The 17,808-nt window shown below is 73.4% G+C and carries 13 protein-coding genes and 1 rRNA gene; 2 read left to right on the top strand and 12 right to left on the bottom strand.

Going from position 1 to position 17,808, the window contains the following annotated elements:
• Nucleotides 1-34 precede the first annotated feature (34 nt).
• The 12 genes from ACFU7Z_RS18130 to ACFU7Z_RS18075 all read right to left on the bottom strand — a co-directional run bounded on the left by ACFU7Z_RS18130 (nucleotide 35) and on the right by ACFU7Z_RS18075 (nucleotide 16,266).
• A complete protein-coding gene (locus ACFU7Z_RS18130; RefSeq protein ID WP_380743238.1) occupies nucleotides 35-1,066 on the bottom strand; it encodes a PstS family phosphate ABC transporter substrate-binding protein in 1,032 nt (343 codons plus the stop codon).
• A 451-nt stretch (nucleotides 1,067-1,517) separates the two neighbouring features.
• The gene (locus ACFU7Z_RS18125; RefSeq protein WP_049655595.1) at nucleotides 1,518-1,922 is read right to left on the bottom strand and encodes a hypothetical protein; all 405 of its coding nucleotides are present in this window, start codon (nucleotides 1,920-1,922) and stop codon (nucleotides 1,518-1,520) included.
• Entirely contained in the window at nucleotides 1,912-2,325 is a 414-nt protein-coding gene (locus tag ACFU7Z_RS18120) for a DUF1508 domain-containing protein (RefSeq protein WP_074002007.1), read from the bottom strand. The genes ACFU7Z_RS18125 and ACFU7Z_RS18120 overlap by 11 nt, the downstream gene beginning before the upstream one ends.
• 168 nt (nucleotides 2,326-2,493) lie before the next feature.
• Nucleotides 2,494-4,392, bottom strand: a complete 1,899-nt coding sequence (locus tag ACFU7Z_RS18115) for a GAF domain-containing sensor histidine kinase (RefSeq protein ID WP_380778211.1) — start codon at nucleotides 4,390-4,392, stop codon at nucleotides 2,494-2,496.
• A 46-nt stretch (nucleotides 4,393-4,438) separates the two neighbouring features.
• A complete protein-coding gene (gene cydD, locus ACFU7Z_RS18110; RefSeq protein ID WP_380778209.1) occupies nucleotides 4,439-7,957 on the bottom strand; it encodes a thiol reductant ABC exporter subunit CydD in 3,519 nt (1,172 codons plus the stop codon).
• 4 nt (nucleotides 7,958-7,961) lie between these two features.
• Entirely contained in the window at nucleotides 7,962-8,987 is a 1,026-nt protein-coding gene (cydB, locus tag ACFU7Z_RS18105; protein WP_049651271.1) for a cytochrome d ubiquinol oxidase subunit II, read from the bottom strand.
• A gap of 33 nt (nucleotides 8,988-9,020) precedes the next feature.
• Nucleotides 9,021-10,565, bottom strand: a complete 1,545-nt coding sequence (locus ACFU7Z_RS18100) for a cytochrome ubiquinol oxidase subunit I (RefSeq protein ID WP_049651270.1) — start codon at nucleotides 10,563-10,565, stop codon at nucleotides 9,021-9,023.
• Between the two features lie 372 nt (nucleotides 10,566-10,937).
• A complete protein-coding gene (locus ACFU7Z_RS18095; RefSeq protein ID WP_380743244.1) occupies nucleotides 10,938-12,299 on the bottom strand; it encodes an oxygenase MpaB family protein in 1,362 nt (453 codons plus the stop codon).
• Nucleotides 12,292-12,528 carry a hypothetical protein gene (locus ACFU7Z_RS18090; RefSeq protein ID WP_074002003.1) on the bottom strand — a complete coding sequence of 79 codons (237 nt, stop codon included), beginning with the start codon at nucleotides 12,526-12,528 and terminating at the stop codon, nucleotides 12,292-12,294. Before ACFU7Z_RS18090 ends, ACFU7Z_RS18095 begins: the two co-directional genes overlap by 8 nt.
• 276 nt (nucleotides 12,529-12,804) lie before the next feature.
• Nucleotides 12,805-13,704, bottom strand: coding sequence for an LAETG motif-containing sortase-dependent surface protein (locus ACFU7Z_RS18085; RefSeq protein ID WP_049651267.1), 900 nt, complete (start codon nucleotides 13,702-13,704; stop codon nucleotides 12,805-12,807).
• Nucleotides 13,705-13,965: 261 nt separating this feature from the next.
• Nucleotides 13,966-15,465, bottom strand: coding sequence for a cell wall metabolism sensor histidine kinase WalK (locus ACFU7Z_RS18080; protein WP_117488840.1), 1,500 nt, complete (start codon nucleotides 15,463-15,465; stop codon nucleotides 13,966-13,968).
• A 12-nt stretch (nucleotides 15,466-15,477) separates the two neighbouring features.
• Nucleotides 15,478-16,266 (bottom strand): response regulator transcription factor, encoded by a 789-nt coding sequence (locus ACFU7Z_RS18075; RefSeq protein WP_304414264.1) that lies wholly within the window; start codon nucleotides 16,264-16,266, stop codon nucleotides 15,478-15,480.
• Between the two features lie 416 nt (nucleotides 16,267-16,682).
• On the opposite strand from ACFU7Z_RS18075, the gene rrf reads away from it, so the two are divergent.
• Nucleotides 16,683-16,799: ribosomal RNA gene (gene rrf, locus ACFU7Z_RS18070) — 5S ribosomal RNA — on the top strand.
• A gap of 232 nt (nucleotides 16,800-17,031) precedes the next feature.
• A complete protein-coding gene (locus ACFU7Z_RS18065) occupies nucleotides 17,032-17,745 on the top strand; it encodes an IclR family transcriptional regulator (RefSeq protein ID WP_030246527.1) in 714 nt (237 codons plus the stop codon).
• Nucleotides 17,746-17,808 lie beyond the last annotated feature (63 nt).

Below are 17,808 nucleotides of genomic sequence, written 5' to 3'. Positions count from 1 at the left end.
AGGCCCCGCGGCCGCCGGTGTGGTGCGGGGTGGATCAGGAGTGGGTGACGGCGCCGCAGGCGAAGGCGGACAGCGGCAGGAAGCCGTAGCTCTTGAGGTCGTTGGCGCCGTTGTTGCAGAGCCAGCCGCCCTTGCCGAAGATGGCGCGCAGGGTGGCGTTCGAGTTCCACTCGGTGTCACGGAAGACGTTGTAGACCACGCGGGAGTACGGGGTGGCCGCGAAGGCGGCGCTGATCGTCTTGGCCGTGGTGTCCACCGGCAGGACACCGTTGACGTTGCGGATGGTCAGCGGGCCCTGGACGTCGGTGCCGCTGCCCTGGCCGTAGTAGACCTGGCCGATGTAGTGGGCCACGGAGTAGGGGACCAGCGCGTTGGGGTCGGCCAGGACCGAGTCGCTGCCCTGGTTCTCCTGGGTGCCGCTGACGACGCAGGCACCGGGGGTGACCGCGACGCCGCCACCGATGGTGGTCAGGAAGTAGGAGCGGGTGCCGGAGTCGGTCTGCGGCAGGAAGGGCTTGATGGTGGCGTTCGGCAGCGACGCGTCGATGTCGTGCCAGTTGGTCACCGCACAGGTGAAGATGTCCTTCAGGTTCGCGGTGCTCAGGTTCGCCGGGGCGTTGCCGGTGGCCGGGGCGGCCCAGGCGACGGCGTCCTTCGCCAGGCTGACGAAGTAGTCGCTGCTCGGGTCGCTCGACTGCGGGCCGCGCGAGGAGCGGGCGAAGTCCACCGTGGTGTTGGTGTAGGTGGCCAGCGCCTTGATGCCGGCGCCGGAGCCGTTCGGGCGGGCGATCGCGGCGGAACCGGCCTTGGGGGTGATGGTGGTGCCGGTGGGGGTCGCGTCCCAGCTGTAGACGCGGGGGGCGTTCGGGTCGGTCAGCGACGCGTTGTAGTCGGCGGCGAGCTGGTTCACGACGGCCTGGGTGGTGTCGGAGCCGGTGCCCACGAAGTCGATGGCGCGCGGCGTCACGCCGGCGGCCGGGTCGGCGACGGCGGTGCCGCCGGCGACGGTCGCGATGGAGGTCGCCAGGGCGGCGACGGTGAGCAGCTTGGCAGCGGTCTTACGCATGTTCCTCTTCCTCCGGGGGAGAGACGTACATCGCGTGAAACCCGTACTCCGTTCGGGAGTTCGGGGCCGTGTGGCCGCGTCCGCTGCGGCCTCGCCGGCAGTGCCGATCCTGTCCGGCGGGGAGGTTCCGCCGGAAGGGAGGCCGGGTCCGGCCGGGGAATGTCGACTCATCGGTTCAGCGAGGTTTAGCCACTGGTCAGCGTGCACGTGACAGGGGCACTACCGGCCCTCCGAACCCGGTCGACGTTCTTCTCCAGGAAGCTGCTCGGGGTGTTGCCGGAAACCTGCCCTTCACCGGAACTGCACGGACGGGGGCCGTGGACGGAACCGCCGCCTCCGGACCCGCCCCCGGACATGCTCCGGATACGCCCGGGATACGCCCCGGACACGCCTCCGGACATGCCGACATGGCGGTCCGTCGCGTTCGACGGACCGCCACGCACACGGTCTCCTACAGCGGCCGGCGGCCGTCCCGCCCCGATCGCCGCAACTCCTGCCCCACCCACTGCAGTCCGGCCAGGAACCCCTCGATCCCCGCCTGGCACTGGTCCCGCCGCAGGTATCCCCGGGCGCTGCGGGCGACCGGGACGGCGTCGGCCGCCCCCGGCCGGGTGCTGCGCACCGGCAGGTAGGCGGCCCAGACCCACTGACGTCCTTCGGACTGCCCGACCGAGCACCGCAGCGCGGCCCGTTCGATCAGCAGCACCCGGACGGCCTCGGCGAGTTCGTCCTCGCTGCGGTACGTCCGTACGCCGACCCCGAGCGGCCTCCCGTTGGCGGCCCGCAGTGCCCAGCCGAGGCAGCGGTCGGCCGCCGGCACGATCAGCAGTCGCGGGCCGCGTCGCTCAGCGGCCATCGGTGCGTCTCAACGGTACGGCGGGCTCCGGGAGTTCGTGCGGAGGCTGCTTGGAGAGCAGCACCACGAACCGCCGGAAGGCGTTCTGGCAGGTCGCGTACCGCTCGTACGCGCGGCTGGAGCGCACCTCGGGGAGGGCGCGCGAGCCCGGGACGACCCAGATCCAGCCGATGCCCTCCCGTACGTGGGTGATGCGCGCGGTGAGCCCGGGCGCCGCGGCGCGCAGGCCGTCGAAGCCCCGCTCGGCCTCGCCCGCCGTCTCGAACGCGGCCGGGGTGATCGCGACCACCCGGCCGTTGGACGCCTTCAGTTGCCAGCGGTAGCGCCCGTCCGCTGCCCGTTCGGCGCGGAAACCCCCTCGACTTGCCCCTGCTGCGGTGTGACCGCGGCCGGCAGCGTTCACTGCCCCCTCCGTCCGGTTGCCCTCCGGTTTCCCCTCCGAGCGGAGCAAAGCTATGTGTGCACACGGAGCCCCCGAAAGCCCAGAACGTTCACAACTTGCGCTGTTGGTCGGGAAGTTCTCTCTCGTTTAACTTTCACCGGTTCTTGGTGGTAGTCCCGGTCGGAACCCTCAGAGCCGGGCCGTCCAGCGCACCATCGTGCCCTTGCGGTACGGCCCGCTCTCGTGCCAGGCGTCGCCGCCGAGCGCCTCGGCGCGCCGGGTGAGGTTGAGCAGGCCGCTGCGCCGGCCGCCGGCCGGGATGCCCACCCCGTCGTCGGTCACGGTGAGCAGCACGCCGGGCCGGCCGCCCCGGTCCAGCGAGTCCGGGTCGCCGCCCACCGGGCGGCCGTCCTCGCCCAGGTGGGTGGTCGCGTCGATCTCCACGCCGACCCGGGAGGCGCGCGCGTGCCGGGCCGTGTTGGAGAGCATCTCGCGCAGGGCGGCGAGCAGTTGACGGCCGGTCTTCTCGCCGACCAGGCTCTCCACCGGCCCGACGAAGCTCACCGAGGGCTTGAAGCCGAGCGCGGCCGCGGCCTGGCTGGCCTCCCGCAGCACCCGGGTGCGCAGGGTGTCCGGCGCGTCGCCGTGGTCGTCGTGCTGGAGGGCGTAGATGGTGGTGCGGACCTCCTGGATGGTGGCGTCCAGCTCGTCCACCGCCTTGCCGATGCCGACCCTGACCTCGGGGACGACGGCCCGCCGGGCGGCGCTCTCCAGCATCATCCCGGTGGCGAACAGCCGTTGGATCACCAGGTCGTGCAGGTCGCGGGCGATCCGGTCGCGGTCCTGGAAGACGGCCAGCCGCTGCTGGTCGCGCTGGCCCTCGGCGAGCCGCAGGGCCAGCGCGGCCTGCGAGGCGAAGGTCTCGGCGAGCTGCTTCTCGCTGTCGGTGAACGGCACCGCGCCGTGCGGGCGCCAGACGCAGAGCCCGCCGAGCACCCGCCCGGCGGCGACCATCGGCACGGCCATGGACGGGCCGAAGCGGCGGGCGAGCCGGATCACCACGGTCGGGTCGCTGGACATGTCGTCCAGGTAGACGCTCTCCCCCGCGAGCAGCCGCGCCGCGAAGCTCTCCCGGGGCAGCAGTTCGCCGCGGACGTACTCGGCCAGTTCGCCGGAGGCGTGCGCGACCCGCATCTGCCCGTCGCCCTCGCCGCCGCCCTCCGGGCCGGTCGGCAGCAGGATCATGCCGAGCGCGGCGTCCGCCAGCTCCCGTACCTGCTCGGCGGCGACGGTCAGCGCGCTCTCGGCCTGCTCGGCGGAGAGCAGCGCGGTGGCGACGGCGGCGGCGCCGGCGATCCAGCGTTCGCGGCGGCGGCCCTCCTCGTACAGCCGGGAGTTCTCGATGGCCACGCCGGCCGCCGCGGCGAGCGCGTGCACGACCTGCTCGTCCTCGGGGGTGAAGGCGCCGCCGCCCTTCTTCTCGGTGAGGTAGAGGTTGCCGAACACCTCCGCGCGGACCCGGATCGGCACGCCCAGGAAGGTCCTCATGCAGGGGTGGTGCGGCGGGAAGCCGGAGGAGCGCGGGTCGGTGCGGAGGTCGGCCAGCCGCAGCGGCTCGGGGCGGTCGATGAGCGCGCCGAGGATGCCCCGGCCGGCGGGCAGTTCGCCGATCTCGGCGGCGGTCTCGTCGTCGACCCCGACGTGGATGAAGTCGGCCAGGCCGGTGCCGCCGGGGGCGATCACGCCGAGCGCCGCGTAGCGGGCGTCGACCAGTTCGGCGGCGCCCACGGCGATCCGGTGCAGGGTGGCGTGCAGGTCCAGCCCGGCCCCGATCGAGACCACCGCCTCCAGCAGCCGCTGCATCCGGTCGGTGACCGCGGCGGCCGACTGCAGGCGCTCGGCGACCTCGGTGACCAGGGTGTCCAGCCCGAGCGAGGCGATCTCCGGCACCTGGTGGGGCGTCTGCTCGGCGGCGGCCCCGGGGAGGTCCGACGGGAGGCCCGGAACGGGGTCCGACGGAAGGCCCGGAACGGGGTCCGACGGGAGGCCCGGAGCGGGGTCGGGCGGGAGGTCCGGCGTGGGGTCCATGAAGAAAGCCTACGTTTGTACGCTTTTCAGCCGAAGGACGGCGCGACTAACGGGTGACGGCCCGGCCGGCGGCGGCCGGAACCGGCTCCAGCAGCCCGTCCGCCTCCCGCTCCCGCCGCCACATCGCGTGCAGTCGCCCGTCCGGGTCGGCGACCAGCTCCGACCAGCGGCCCCGCTCGGCCACCCGTCCGCCGTCCAGCACCAGCACCTCGTCCACCGTGGTGTCGTCCAGCCCGGCCAGCCGGTGGGTGATCAGCACGGTGGTGCGGCCCTCGGTGGCGGCCAGCAGGTCGGCGGTGAGGGCGTCGGCGGTGGGCAGGTCGAGGTGCTCGGCGGGCTCGTCCAGGACCAGCACGGGGAAGTCCGCGAGCAGCGCCCGGGCGAGCGCCAGCCGCCGGCGCTGTCCGCCGGAGAGCCGGGCGCCGTGCTCGCCGACCATGGTGTCCAGGCCGTCCGGCAGGCCCTCGGTCCACTCCAGCAGCCGGGCGGCGGCCAGCGCGGCGCGCAGCTCCTCCTCCCCCGCCGCCGGCCGGGCCAGTCGCAGGTTCTCCCGCAGCGAGCTGTCGAAGACGTGGGCGTCCTGGGCGCAGAGCCCGATCACCCGGCGGACGGACTCGCCCGCCAGCGCGCGGCTGTCCACCGCCTCGGGGCGGCCGTCGGCGAACCGCACCGTCCCGGCGCTCGGCTCCAGGAAGCGCAGCAGCGCCTGGGCGAGGGTGGTCTTGCCGGAGCCGGACGGGCCGACCACGGCGATCCGGCGGCCGGCCGCGAGGTCGAGGTCCACCCCGACGAGCGCGTCCGCCGTCTGCCCGGGGTGCCGTACGGTCAGCCCGCGCACCGCGACGGGCAGCGGCCGCTCGGGCAGTGCCACCGGTTCGGCGGGCTCGGCGACCGGGGGTTCGGCGGAGAGCACCTCGTCCAGCCGGGCCCGCGCGGCGCGGCTGCGCTGGCGGGCCTGGACGGCGAGCGGCATCCCGGTGACGGCCTCGAAGGCGGCCAGCGGGGTCAGCACCACCACGGCCAGGCAGACCGGCGCCAGCACCCCGTCGCGCACCCCCTGGACGCCGACCGCGGCCGCGGCGGTCACGGTCAGCCCGGTGAGCAGGGCGATCAGCCCGGTGCCGAGCGCCGTGGTGGCGGCCGAGCGGGCGGCCAGCCCGGTCAGCGCGGCGTCGGCGCTACGGACGGCGGCCAGCCGGCCGGGCAGCGCGCCGGCCACGGTGAGCTCGGCGGTGCCGGTGAAGGCGTCCACCACGGCGGTGGCCAGGCGCCCGCGCGCCGGGGCCTGGCGCCGCTCGGCGCCGGCCGACCAGCGGGCGGCCAGGGCGGGCACCAGCCCGCCCGCGAGCAGCAGTCCGAGGCCGAGCACCAGCCCGGCGGCCGGCAGGAAGGCGGCCATCGCCGCGGTCGAGGCCAGCGCGACCAGGCCGGCCACCGCGGCCGGCAGCCGCCAGCGCAGGTAGTGGTCCTGGACGGCGTCCACGTCGGCGACCAGCCGGGAGAGCAGGTCGCCGCGCCGGAAGGCGGGCAGTCCGGCCGGGGCGAGCGCGCTCAGCCGCCGGTAGACGGCGGCCCGCAGGGTGCCGAGGGTGCGCAGCACCGCGTCGTGCGAGACCAGCCGCTCGGCGTAGCGGAAGACGCTGCGGCCGATGCCGAAGGCCCGTACCGAGGTGACGGCCATCATCAGGTAGAGCACCGGCGGCATCTCGGAGGCCCGGGAGATCAGGTAGCCGGAGGTGGCCATCAGCGCGACGGCGCAGCCGAGGGCGAGCGCGCCGAGCAGGATCGAGAGCGCCAGCCGGGGGGTGCCGCCGCCCTCGGGCCGGGGCTCCTCGGCGACGGCGGGGGCGGGCGTGGGGCGGCCGCTGTGGGCGAGCGGCGCCACCGGGGCGGCCGGGGCGGCGGCCGCCGGGGCTCCCGCCAGCCGTACCCGCCGGTCGGCGACGGCCAGCAGGGCGGGCCGGTGCGCGACCACCAGCACGGTGCGCGCCGGGTCGGCGGCGAGCGCCCGGACGGCGTCCACCACGGCCGCCTCGGAGGCGCCGTCCAGGTTGGCGGTCGGCTCGTCCAGCAGCACCAGCGGCCGGTCCTCGGCGAGCAGCACCCGGGCGAGGGCGAGGCGCTGGCGCTGCCCGGCGGAGAGCCCGGCGCCGTCCTCCCCGAGGACTGCCGCCAGGTCGGTCACGAAGTCGAGCGCGTGCGCGGCCCGCAGCGCCGTCCACAGCTGCTCGTCGGTGGCCTCCGGCCGGTAGAGCCGCAGGTTCTCGGCGACCGTCCCGGCGAACAGGTGCGGGTGCTGCGGCACCCAGGCGATCTGCCGCCGCCAGCTCTCCGGCTCCAGCTCGGCCAGGTCGTACGTCGTACGGCCGTCGGCGGCGGTGATCCGGACGGTGCCCGACGACGGGGCGGTGAGGCCGAGCAGCACGGCCAGCAGGGTGGACTTGCCGGCGCCGCTGGGGCCGGTGAGCGCCGTGCTGGAGCCCGGGCTCAGCGTCAGCGCGGCGCCGTCCAGCGCGGGCTCGGTGCGCCCGGGGTGCCGGACGACCAGGCCCTCGGCGGCGATCACGGCGCTCGCGAGGTCGGGTGCCGGGGTGGTGCCGGCGGCGGGCAGCGGGGTCTCCAGCACCCGGAACAGCTCGTCGGCGGCGGTCAGCCCCTCGACGCTGGAGTGGTAGAGCGCGCCGACCTGGCGGATCGGGAAGTACACCTCGGGGGCGAGCACCAGGATCAGCAGCCCGGTCTCCAGGTCGAGCGTGCCGTCCACCAGCCGGAAGCCGACGGTGACGGCGACCAGCGCGACGGACAGGGTGGAGAGCAGCTCCAGGGTGAAGGAGGAGACGAAGGCGATCCGCAGGGTGCGCAGCGTGGCCCGGCGGTAGTCGGCGGTGATCCGGGCGATGGTGGCGGCCTGGGTGCGGGCCCGGTTGAACACCTTGAGGGTGGGCAGTCCGGCGACCACGTCGAGGAAGTGGTGGGAGAGCCGGGACAGGGTGTTCCACTGCCGGTCCATCCGGGACTGGGTGGCCATCCCGATCAGCACCATGAACAGCGGGATCAGCGGCAGCGTCCCGGCGATGACCGCGGCCGAGGTGAAGTCGGCGCCGACGATCCGCAGCAGCACGATCACCGGGACGACCACGGCCAGCGCCAGCTGCGGCAGGTAGCGGGCGAAGTAGTCGTCCAGGGCGTCGATGCCGCGGGTGGCGAGGGTGGTGAGTTCGCCGGTGCGCCGGCCCGCCAGGTAGGACGGGCCGAGCGCGGTGGCGTGGTCGAGCAGCCGGCGCCGCAGGGTGGACTTCACCCGGGCGACGGACCGGTGGGCGGTGAGTTCGGTGAGCCAGCCGACCAGCCCGCGCCCGACCGCCGTCAGGGCGAGCAGCAGCAGCGGCGTGGTCAGCTCGCCGAGCGTCGCCCCGCGCTGGAAGGCGCGGACGACGATCTCGGCGATCAGACTCGCCTGGGCGACCACCAGGGCCGCGCCGACCGCGCCGAGCAGCACGGATCCGGCGAGGAAGGCCCTGGTGGTGCGGGCGTACCCGAGGAGTCGGGGGTCGACCGGCTTCACGGCGTCAGGCCTGGTCGAGCGGGGCGGCCGGGTTGTGCCCGGGGATGTGCTGGACGCCGATCCGCTTGCGGAACACCCAGTACGTCCAGCCCTGGTAGAGCAGCACCAGCGGGGTGAAGATCGCCGCCACGACGGTCATCACCTTCAGCGTGTACGGCGAGGAGGCGGCGTTGGCGACGGTCAGGCTCCACTCCGGGTTCAGCGTGGAGGGCATGACGTCCGGGAAGAGCGCCAGGAAGAGCATCGCGACCGCGGCCACGATGGTCGCCCCGGAGAGGCTGAACGCCCATCCCTCGCGGCCGAGCTGGTTGGCCGCCAGGGCGCCGAGCAGGGCGACCACCGCGACGATCATCGCGGCGAGGCTGCGGCCGTTGCCGTGGTCGACCTGGGTCCAGGTCAGGAAGGCCAGCGCCAGCACGGCGGTCGCCAGGCCGGAGACCAGGGCGGACCTGCGGGCCCGCTCGCGGATCTCGCCGACCGTCTTGAGCGCGGCGAACACCGAGCCGTGCAGGGTGAACAGGGCGAGCGTCACCAGGCCGCCGAGCAGGGCGTACGGGTTCAGCAGGTCCCAGAGGGTGCCGACGTAGTTCTTCTGCGCGTCGATGTCCACGCCGCGCACGATGTTGGCGAAGGCCACGCCCCAGAGGAAGGCCGGGAGGAGGGAGGTCCAGAAGATGGCCTCCTCCCAGTTCCGCTGCCAGCGGGCGCCGTCGTTCTTGGCCCGGTACTCGAAGGCCACCCCGCGGACGATCAGGCAGACCAGGATGACCAGCAGCGGGATGTAGAAGCCGCTGAAGAGCGTCGCGTACCAGTCCGGGAAGGCCGCGAAGGTGGCGCCGCCGGCGGTCAGCAGCCAGACCTCGTTGCCGTCCCAGACCGGGCCGATGGTGTTGATCAGCACCCGCCGCTCGGCGGTGTTGCGGGCCAGCGGCTTGGTCAGCACGCCGATCCCGAAGTCGAAGCCCTCCAGGAAGAAGTAGCCGATCCACAGGACCGCGATCAGCACGAACCAGACGTCGTGGAGTTGCATGTCAGATCCTCAGTTCCCCGGTGTCCCGGCGCCTCAGTAGGCGAAGGCGAGCGGCTTGTCGGCGTCCTCGTCCGAGGACGGTCCGCGCAACGACGGGTCCTTGGTGGGCGGCTGCTCGGTCACCACCGGGCCGGCCTTGGCGTACTTGACCAGCAGCCGGACCTCGATGACGGCGAGGATCGCGTACAGCGTGGTGAAGGTGGCCAGCGCGCCGATCTGGGTGCCGACGCTGACGTTGGGGGAGACCGCGCTGGCCGTGGTCATCAGACCGAAGACGGCCCAGGGCTGACGGCCCATCTCGGTGAAGATCCAGCCGAAGCTGTTGGCGATCAGCGGGAAGCCCATGGTCAGGATGCCGATCCGCCAGCTCCACTTGGTCAGCTGCGGCCCCAGCTCGCGCCTGGGGGTGAGCATCAGCCGGGGCACCTCGGTCTCGCCGGTGCGGAACTCGGGGTGCAGGAAGAGCTTCTTCCGGGTGGTCCACAGGCCGATCAGGCCGGCCAGGAAGGAGGTCATCCCGAAGCCGATCATGAGGCGGAAGCCCCAGTAGGTGACGAAGATGCTCGGGATGTAGTCCTTGGGGTCGCCGCCGTGCTGGGCGGCCTCGGCGGCGGCGGTGTCGTTGATGCCGGGGACGGACGAGCTGAAGTCGCTGTGGGCGAGGAAGGAGAGTATCCCGGGGATCTCCAGGGCGACCGAGTTGTGGCCCTTGCTGACGTCCCCGACCGCGAAGACCGAGAACGGCGCCGGCGCCTGGGTCTCCCACAGCGCCTCGGCGGCGGCCATCTTCATCGGCTGCTGCTCGAACATGACCTTGCCCAGGGTGTCGCCGCTGAGCGCGGTGCCGGCGCCGAAGACGACCGCGAGCACCAGGCCGAGCCGCAGCGAGGTGCGCATCGCGGCGGTCTTCTTCGGGTCGGCGGTCTCCGGCTTGCGCTTGGCCTTCCAGAGGTGGAAGGAGGCGATGCCGACGACGAAGGCCGCACCGGTGAGGAAGGCGGCGGTCAGGGTGTGGAAGACGACCACCAGGGTGGTGTTCTGGAACAGCACCCGGACGACGTCGGTCAGCTGGGCCTTGCCGGTGACCGGGTCGATCGCGTAGCCGACCGGGTGCTGCATCCAGGAGTTGGCGGCCAGGATGAAGTAGCCCGAGAGCACGGTGCCCAGCGCCACCATCCACATGCAGGCGCAGTGGATCTTCCTCGGCAGCTTGTCCCAGCCGAAGATCCACAGGCCGATGAAGGTGGACTCGAAGAAGAAGGCGATCAGCGCCTCCATCGCGAGCGGGGCCCCGAAGACGTCGCCGACGAAGCGGGAGTAGTCGGACCAGTTCATGCCGAACTGGAACTCCTGGACGATGCCGGTGACCACGCCCATCGCGATGTTGATGAGGAAGAGCTTTCCCCAGAACTTGGTGGCGTGGAAGTACTTCTCCTTGTTCGTCCGCACCCAGGCGGTCTCCAGACCGGCCACGATCGCGGCCAGGCTGATCGTGAGCGGGACGAAGAGGAAGTGGTAGACGGTGGTGATGCCGAATTGCCATCGCGCGATGGTTTCGTGAGCGATTGCCAGTTCCACGTCGCCCTCTCTCCCAACCTGCCCGCGTGACGACGGGCATCTTCCGGACAAACTTCATCTATAGCCGTAGACCGTTGCTCAACCACGCAAGCTTGTCCGCTTGTGAACGTGAACACGTTCACAAGGAGCAGTATCCACCATCCTTACGGGGGAACCGCAGGTGGGGTGGGATTGACAGGCTGTGCGCTGCGTCACGGGCCGCGGCGCGGTCCGCACAGTCTGCGGATCCACCGCGGGCCGGGGCAACGAACGACCGGGCGGATGGCCGGAAGTTGTTGGCCGAACCGGCGCTTGACAGGCCCGCGACCCGGTCGCCCCGACGGGATCCGCGTGCTAGGGCCTGTCCTCGGACTCGCCTCTATGGGCCATGTCCTACGGGCGGCCGAGCAGCTCGGTGCCCGGGACGGAATCGGCGCGGGCCGTGAAGAACCCGGTGAATCCGGCCAGGAACTCCTCCCGGGTGATCCGCCCGTCCCCGTCGGCGTCCAGCCGACGGAAACCGTGCGACAGCTCCGCCGGGTGCACGCGCGGCCCGCCGAACACCGCGCGGTACTCGTCGAACTCCAGGAAGCCGCTGCCGTCGGTGTCGGCCGCGGTGAACACCGCCCGCAGCGCGGGCAGCAGCCCCCGCTCCAGGTAGGCCTCGTCCCGGTCCAGGCCGGCCAGGGTCGCCGCCACGAACTCCTCCCGGCTGACCCGCCCGTCCCCGTTCGCGTCCATCACCGCGCGCAGCTGCTCCCACCAGCTGTCGAAGGCCTCGTACACCCGGGCCTCGCCCGCCTCGTCCAACTCCAGCTGCCAGCACACGTTGTGCGCCATCGCCCGCAGGTCGTGCGCGGTGATGAAGCCGTCGCCGGTCTGGTCGAGCACCTCGCGGAAGAAGCGGTCCAGCCTGGGCCCCCGGCCGTCCCGGTGCGGGCGGTGGCGCTTCGGCGCCCGGTGCTCCTCCGGGGAGCGGTAGCGCAGCCGGTCCGGGAGGAGCGGGACGACCGCGCCCACGCCGCGGTGCAGCACGGCGGACAGCAGCGCGGCCCGCCGGGTCCGGACCAGCCCGAACCGCTCCCGCACCGCCGGCGGCAGGTCCGCCACCGTCAGCTCGCGGATCGCCCGGGCGACCACCACCCGCACCACCCGCCAGCCCGCGTCGCCGAGGAACCGGAGCCGGCGCGGCGCGGGCGCCTCGCGCAGCAGGTCGTCCAACAGGTGGCGCGCCGCCTCGGTGTGCTCCAGCCGCTCCCGCGCGTACCGGGCGAAGTAGGCCGGCAACTCCCCCACGGTCTCCGGGATCTCGCCCTTCGGGAGGTCGAAGACGGCGACCGCCTCCCGGAACTCCGCGTACGCCTGCGCCAACTCCCCCGCGTCGTACCGGTCCCCGCCCAGCCGGCGCATCGCGACCACGCCCTCGAAGAGCGTCAGCAGCACCCACGCCCTGGTCGCCGCGTCCCCGGCGTCGTACGGCCGCCCGTCCGGCCCCGTCCCCCGGATCCGCTTGTGCGCCCGCTCCAGCCGCGCGACCTCCCGGCGCAGCGCGTCCGCGTCCTGGTAGAACAGCCGCCGCCCGCTGCCCAGCGTGTGCTCCACCCGCCGCCACGGGTGCGCCCGGTACGTCGAGTGCTCCGCCATCCCCGCCGCCACCACCGGATCCGCCGCCTGCAGCACCAGCAGCCGCCACGCGACCAGCACGATCCGCCACTCCGACAGGTCCCGCCTGAACGACGCGCCGCGTTCAGCCACGGCGCTCACCGGTGATCTCGGGACCGATCACGAAGCCCTTGGCGGGGCCCTCGGGGATCACGGCCTCCTTGCCGTACGGGACCCGGGTCGAGGTCGCGTAGGCACGGCGCTCGGGGTCGGGGCCGGTGAGGACGGTGACGGCGTCGAACCCCTCGATGATCTCCACATGGATGCCCTCGGGGACGTCCATGGACTTCCACATCTCCCACAGCGCCTGGTCCAGGTCCACGCCGGTCTCCTCAACAGCAACCGCGCTCATCGGAACACCCCAATTTCCCGTCCAGTGATCAGCCCGCGCGAGCCCGCGCGAGCCCGCGCGAGCAACGGCAGCACGGTCGCACGCGACCTCAGGGTCGGCCGGGTGAACGGCAACGGGTTCACTCGATCGAGGAGTTTCGGGGCCGGGAACGCCGGAACCGCAGGACGGGCCGGGGCCTGTCCTGCGGTTCGGGGGTGGTCGCGCCCGCCTTCCGGGCGGGTGCGGAGCCGGGTGGGGCGGGGTGGGTCAGGAAGCCGAGCGGGCCGGCTTGCGGCGGGAGACGTAGAGGGCGGCGGCGCCGAGGCCGAGGGCGAGGCCGGAGCCCAGGGCGAGGTACGGGGTGGCGGGGTTGGAACCGGTGTCGGCGAGTTCGGTGGCCGAGCCGGTGGTGGCGGCCTGCGTGGTGGTCGCGGTGCTGGTCGAGGTGGTCGACCTGTTCGAGGCGGTGGTGGCCCTGGTCGCGGTGGACGCCTTGGTCGCGGCGGTGTCCGAGGCCGGGGTGCCGGCGGCGGGCTGCTCCGCCGGCTTCTCGACGGGCTTCTCGACCGGCTTCGCGGCGGCGGCCCGGGCGTCGGCGAGCGCCTTGTCCGCGGCGGCCTTGGTGGCGGCCGCGGCCTTGGTGGCCTCCTGGGCCGTGGAGATCCGCCGGAACGCCTCGACCTTGGCGTCGTCCAGGGCCTTGCCCGCGGCGGTCACGGCGGCCTTGGCCTTCTCGTCCGCGGCGGTGGCGGCGTTGGCGGCCTCGAACGCCTTCAGCATCCGCTCCCTGGCCTTGGGGAGGTCCTCCTCCTTGGCGGTGCCGTACGCCCGGGCGGCCTCCTCGGCCTCCTTGTCGGTGGTCTCCCTGGTCGCGGCGGCCTGCTTGGCGGCGGCCCGCGCCTCCTGGAGCCTGCCCTGGTAGGGCTGCGGGTCCTTCAGGAACGCCGTGGCCTCGGCCGTGACCTCGGCCTCGTTCGCGACGGCCGCCGTGTGGGCCTTGGCCGCGGCCGCGGCGGCCTGCTCCAGCTCGGCGATCGAGCCGCTGTCGCTCCGGGTCTGCGTCACCGACGCCGACTCCGCGAAGGCGGGCGCGGCGGAGAGCACGGCGGCGGGCGAGACGACGGCGGCGACGAGGACGGCCGAGACCAGCGAACGGCGGAGGTTCACGATGACCCCTTTCGGGTCGAAAGGAAAAGCAAGGGTCACGGCCGGAGGGTTCCTCACGGCCGGACGACGCCGATCATAGGCACACGCATTCTTAACGCTCCATGCCGGATTCCGGCAATGACCGGGCGTCCAACCTTCCGGGTTCACCGGGGAATTGACGAGTCGACAAAGCCGGGGCAAAAGCGCGCCCCAGACGTCCGAATTCGTGGCATTCGGGTCGGCGGGGCCGAATTCGCGGCATTCGGCCCCGCGGGAATCCGGTCAGCGCTGCCGGGGGAGTTCGACGCGGAAGGTGGCGCCCTCGCCCGGGGCGGTGTGCAGGGTGAGGGTGCCGCCGTGGGCGCGGGTGAGGGCGGTGGCGATGGCGAGGCCGAGGCCGGCGCCGCCGCCGTTGTCGCGGCTGCGGGAGGCGTCGACCCGGAAGAACCGGTCGAAGACCCGCTGGGCCTGCTCCTCGGTGAGGCCCGGGCCGGAGTCGGCGACCTCCAGCAGGCAGACGCCGCCGGGGCCGGCGCCCACCCCGATCCGGACCGGCGTGCCGGCCGGGGTGTGCTTGACCGCGTTGCCGACCAGGTTGGTGACCACCTGCCGCAGCCGCGCCTCGTCGCCGAGGACGGGCGCCGCGCCGGGCGCGCCGGTGCCGGCCGGACCGGTGAGCGCGACCGGGCGGCTCGGGTCGAGGGCGGTGAGGTCGTGCAGCGCGTCGGCGGCGAGGGTGCGCAGGTCCATCGGGGCGAGGTCGAGCGGGCGTTCCTCGTCCAGCCGGGCGAGCACCAGCAGGTCCTCGACCAGGGCGCCCATCCGGTCGGCCTCGCTCTCGATCCGGGTCATGGTCCGCTTGACGTCGGCCTCGGTGGGCAGCGCCCCCATCCGGTACAGCTCGGCGAAGCCGCGGATGCCGGCCAGCGGGGTGCGCAGCTCGTGCGAGGCGTCCGCGACGAAGCGCCGCATCCGGGCCTCGGACTCGGCGCGGGCCGCGAAGGCCGCCTCGATCTGGGTGAGCATCCCGTTGAGCGCGATCGACAGCCGGCCGACCTCGGTGCCCGGGGAGAGCTCCGGCATCCGGTGCGACAGCTCGCCGGCCGCGATCCGCTCGGCGCCCGCCTCGATCCGGCGCAGCGGCCGCAGCCCGGCACGCACCGCGAAGAAGCCGAGCGCGGCGATCAGCACCAGGACGCCGCCGCCGATGGCCAGGAAGGAGGTGCTCAGCCTGCCGATGGTGGCGTCGATGTCCTCGCGGGAGACCGCCACCATGACGTAGGTCGGGGTGACCGCGGGCGAGGCGTACGCGCTGGGGTTGGCGGCCTGCCCGCGGGGGGCCTGGAGCGGCAGCACCAGCACCCGCCAGCTGTGCCGGCCGCGCTGGTCGGGCAGGTCGAAGGGGACGTCGGGGGCGGTCCGGGTCGGGTCCAGTCCGGCCAGCTGGGGCGCCGGGTCGCTGTCCGAGACGGGCTGGCGCATCAGCGCCTGGACCTTGCCGTCCGAGGAGAGGTACTGCACCAGGTACTGGCTGGGCAGGCTGACCCGCCGGCCAGCGACCAGGGGCTTCCCGGCGGCCGGCGCGACCACCTGGCTCGGGGGCTTGCGGGAGAGCGGCAGCCCGTACCGCTGGAGCTGTTCGTCCAGCTGCTCCACCAGCTGGGTCCGTACGGCGCCGAGCACGAAGGTGTCGCTGACCGCGAGCCCGGTGGCGACCAGCGCGAACACGAGCACCAGCAGCCGGGCGCGCAGCGACAGCCGGGAGGAGAAGCGGGCGGGCACGAGCGGGTCCGGTCAGCCCTGCGGGGGGCGGCGCAGGGCGTAGCCGATGCCGCGCACGGTGTGGATCAGCTTGGGGCCGTGCGCCGGGCCGGAGTCGAGCTTGCGGCGCAGGTAGGAGATGTACGACTCGACGATGGAGAGGTCCCCGCCGAAGTCGTAGGCCCAGACGTGGTCGAGGATCTGCGACTTGGAGACCACCCGGCCGACGTTGGCCATCAGGTAGTGCAGCAGCTTGAACTCGGTCGGGGAGAGCGAGACCGGGGTGCCGCCCCGGGTGACCTCGTGGGCGACCGGGTCGAGGCTGAGGTCGGCGACGACCAGTCGGCCGTCCTCGGCGGGCCCGCCGGCCCGGCGCAGGATGGCGCGGATCCGGGCGATCAGCTCCTCCAGGCTGAAGGGCTTGGTGACGTAGTCGTCCGCCCCGGCGGCCAGGCCCTGGACCTTGTCGCCGACGCCGTCCTTGGCGGTGAGGAAGAGCACCGGCAGGTGGTCGGCGGGGTGCCCGTGGGCCGGCCCGGCTATCTGCCCGCGGCTGGTGCGCTCGCGCAGCTTCTCGACGACGGTGAAGCCGTCGAGGTCGGGGAGCATCACGTCGAGGACGACCAGGTCCGGGCGCTCGGCGGCGACCAGTTCGAGCGCCTCGGTGCCGGTGGCGGCGGAGGCGACGCGGAAGCCGGAGAAGCGCAGCGAGGCGGAGAGCAGCTCGCGGATGTTGGGCTCGTCGTCCACGACGAGCAGGAACGCCTCGCCCTGGCCGCCGGGCACCGTGGAACCGCCTGGTGTGGTGACAGTGCCTTGCACGGGGCTTTCGCCTCCCGGTCGGACGATGACGTTCAGCATGAGGCTAGCCCCCGGAGGCTATGCGGCATGGATGAATGTTGGATTAACACCTTATCGGTCGGTTTTTGGGCGATCGGCGCACAGGGGTGGGGTCGGTGGTGTGCGCACGGGCGTGGACACGACGGACGGGGCGCGCACGCTGTGTGACGCGCCCCCTCGGTGTGCCGGCTCCCCCTCCGAGCGGGTCGACGCGAGCCGACGGGTGGACACCGCCCGCCGGTCGGCCCGACCCCCCGGACGCGACCGGCCCCCGGTCGCGAGCGACCCCCCGGACGTGACCGGCCCCTCGGGACCGCGGAATCCGTTCGCTTTTCCTCCTGCTATGATTTACAGCGAGGCGTAGGCAGTGCTTTCGAGCAATTGCCCGGCCCGATCATTTCGGTGGTCATAGCGAGAGGGAAACGCCCGGCTCCATTCCGAACCCGGAAGCTAAGCCTTTCAGCGCCGATGGTACTGCAGGGGGGACCCTGTGGGAGAGTAGGACGCCGCCGAATTCTTCTTACGGCCCCTGCCGTGTTTCGAAAGAGACACGGCAGGGGCTTTTTGCGTTTCTCCGGCCGTTCCCCGGCCGTTCCCCGCCCCCGGTACGGGCGCCGACCCGCCCGCAGCGGCGCGTCCGCCATCCGAGACGCCGAGTCCCGGAAGTGGTGCTTTGCGGGCATCTGAGAGGATGGCGGACATCGAAACAGACTTGCGTCTCGCTACCTGAGACTGCAATATCATGCTATGGACAACACTAGCGGCGTCGGCGTTCTCGACAAGGCCGCTCTGGTGCTCAGCGCACTGGAGTCGGGCCCCGCCACACTGGCGGGGCTGGTCGCCGCCACCGGTCTGGCGCGCCCCACCGCCCACAGACTCGCCGTCGCACTCGAACACCACCGCCTGGTCACCCGCGACATGCAGGGCCGCTTCATCCTCGGCCCCCGCCTGTCCGAACTCTCCGCCGCCGCCGGCGAGGACCGACTGCTCGCCACCGCGGGCCCCGTCCTCACCCACCTGCGCGACGTCACCGGGGAGAGCGCGCAGCTCTACCGCCGCCAGGGCGAGATGCGCATCTGCGTCGCCGCCGCCGAACGACTCTCCGGTCTGCGCGACACCGTCCCCGTCGGCAGCACCCTGCCGATGAAGGCCGGCTCCGCCGCCCAGGTCCTCCTCGCCTGGGAAGAGCCCGAGCGCCTCCACCGAGGCCTCCAGGGCGCCCGCTTCACCGCCACCGCGCTCAGCGGCGTCCGCCGCCGCGGCTGGGCCCAGTCCATCGGGGAGCGCGAGCCGGGCGTCGCGTCCGTCTCCGCCCCCGTCCGCGGACCGTCCAACCGCGTGGTGGCCGCCGTCTCCGTCTCCGGCCCCATCGAGCGGCTCACCCGCCACCCGGGTCGCCTGCACGCCCAGGCCATCATCGAGGCCGCCAACCGGCTCACCGAGGCCCTCCGCCGCAGCTGACCGCCGGCGGCGCGGCCGAAGAGCAACGGACGGAACGGGCCGCGCCCGAGGAAAGGATCTCCT

The sequence above is a fragment of the Kitasatospora sp. NPDC057518 genome, assembly GCF_042802075.1.
GTDB lineage: Bacteria > Actinomycetota > Actinomycetes > Streptomycetales > Streptomycetaceae > Kitasatospora.
The sequence above is the reverse complement of the archived record's forward strand: the minus strand, read 5'-3'. Positions and strand labels throughout refer to the sequence as shown.

Bases quoted from the DNA above. Each gene is read 5' to 3' on its own strand.
- ACFU7Z_RS18130 (WP_380743238.1), bottom strand. From the start codon at position 1,066: ATGCGTAAGACCGCTGCCAAGCTGCTCACCGTCGCCGCCCTGGCGACC.
- ACFU7Z_RS18065 (WP_030246527.1), top strand. From the start codon at position 17,032: ATGGACAACACTAGCGGCGTCGGCGTTCTCGACAAGGCCGCTCTGGTG.
- ACFU7Z_RS18125 (WP_049655595.1), bottom strand. From the start codon at position 1,922: ATGGCCGCTGAGCGACGCGGCCCGCGACTGCTGATCGTGCCGGCGGCC.
- cydB (WP_049651271.1), bottom strand. From the start codon at position 8,987: ATGCAACTCCACGACGTCTGGTTCGTGCTGATCGCGGTCCTGTGGATC.
- ACFU7Z_RS18115 (WP_380778211.1), bottom strand. From the start codon at position 4,392: ATGGACCCCACGCCGGACCTCCCGCCCGACCCCGCTCCGGGCCTCCCG.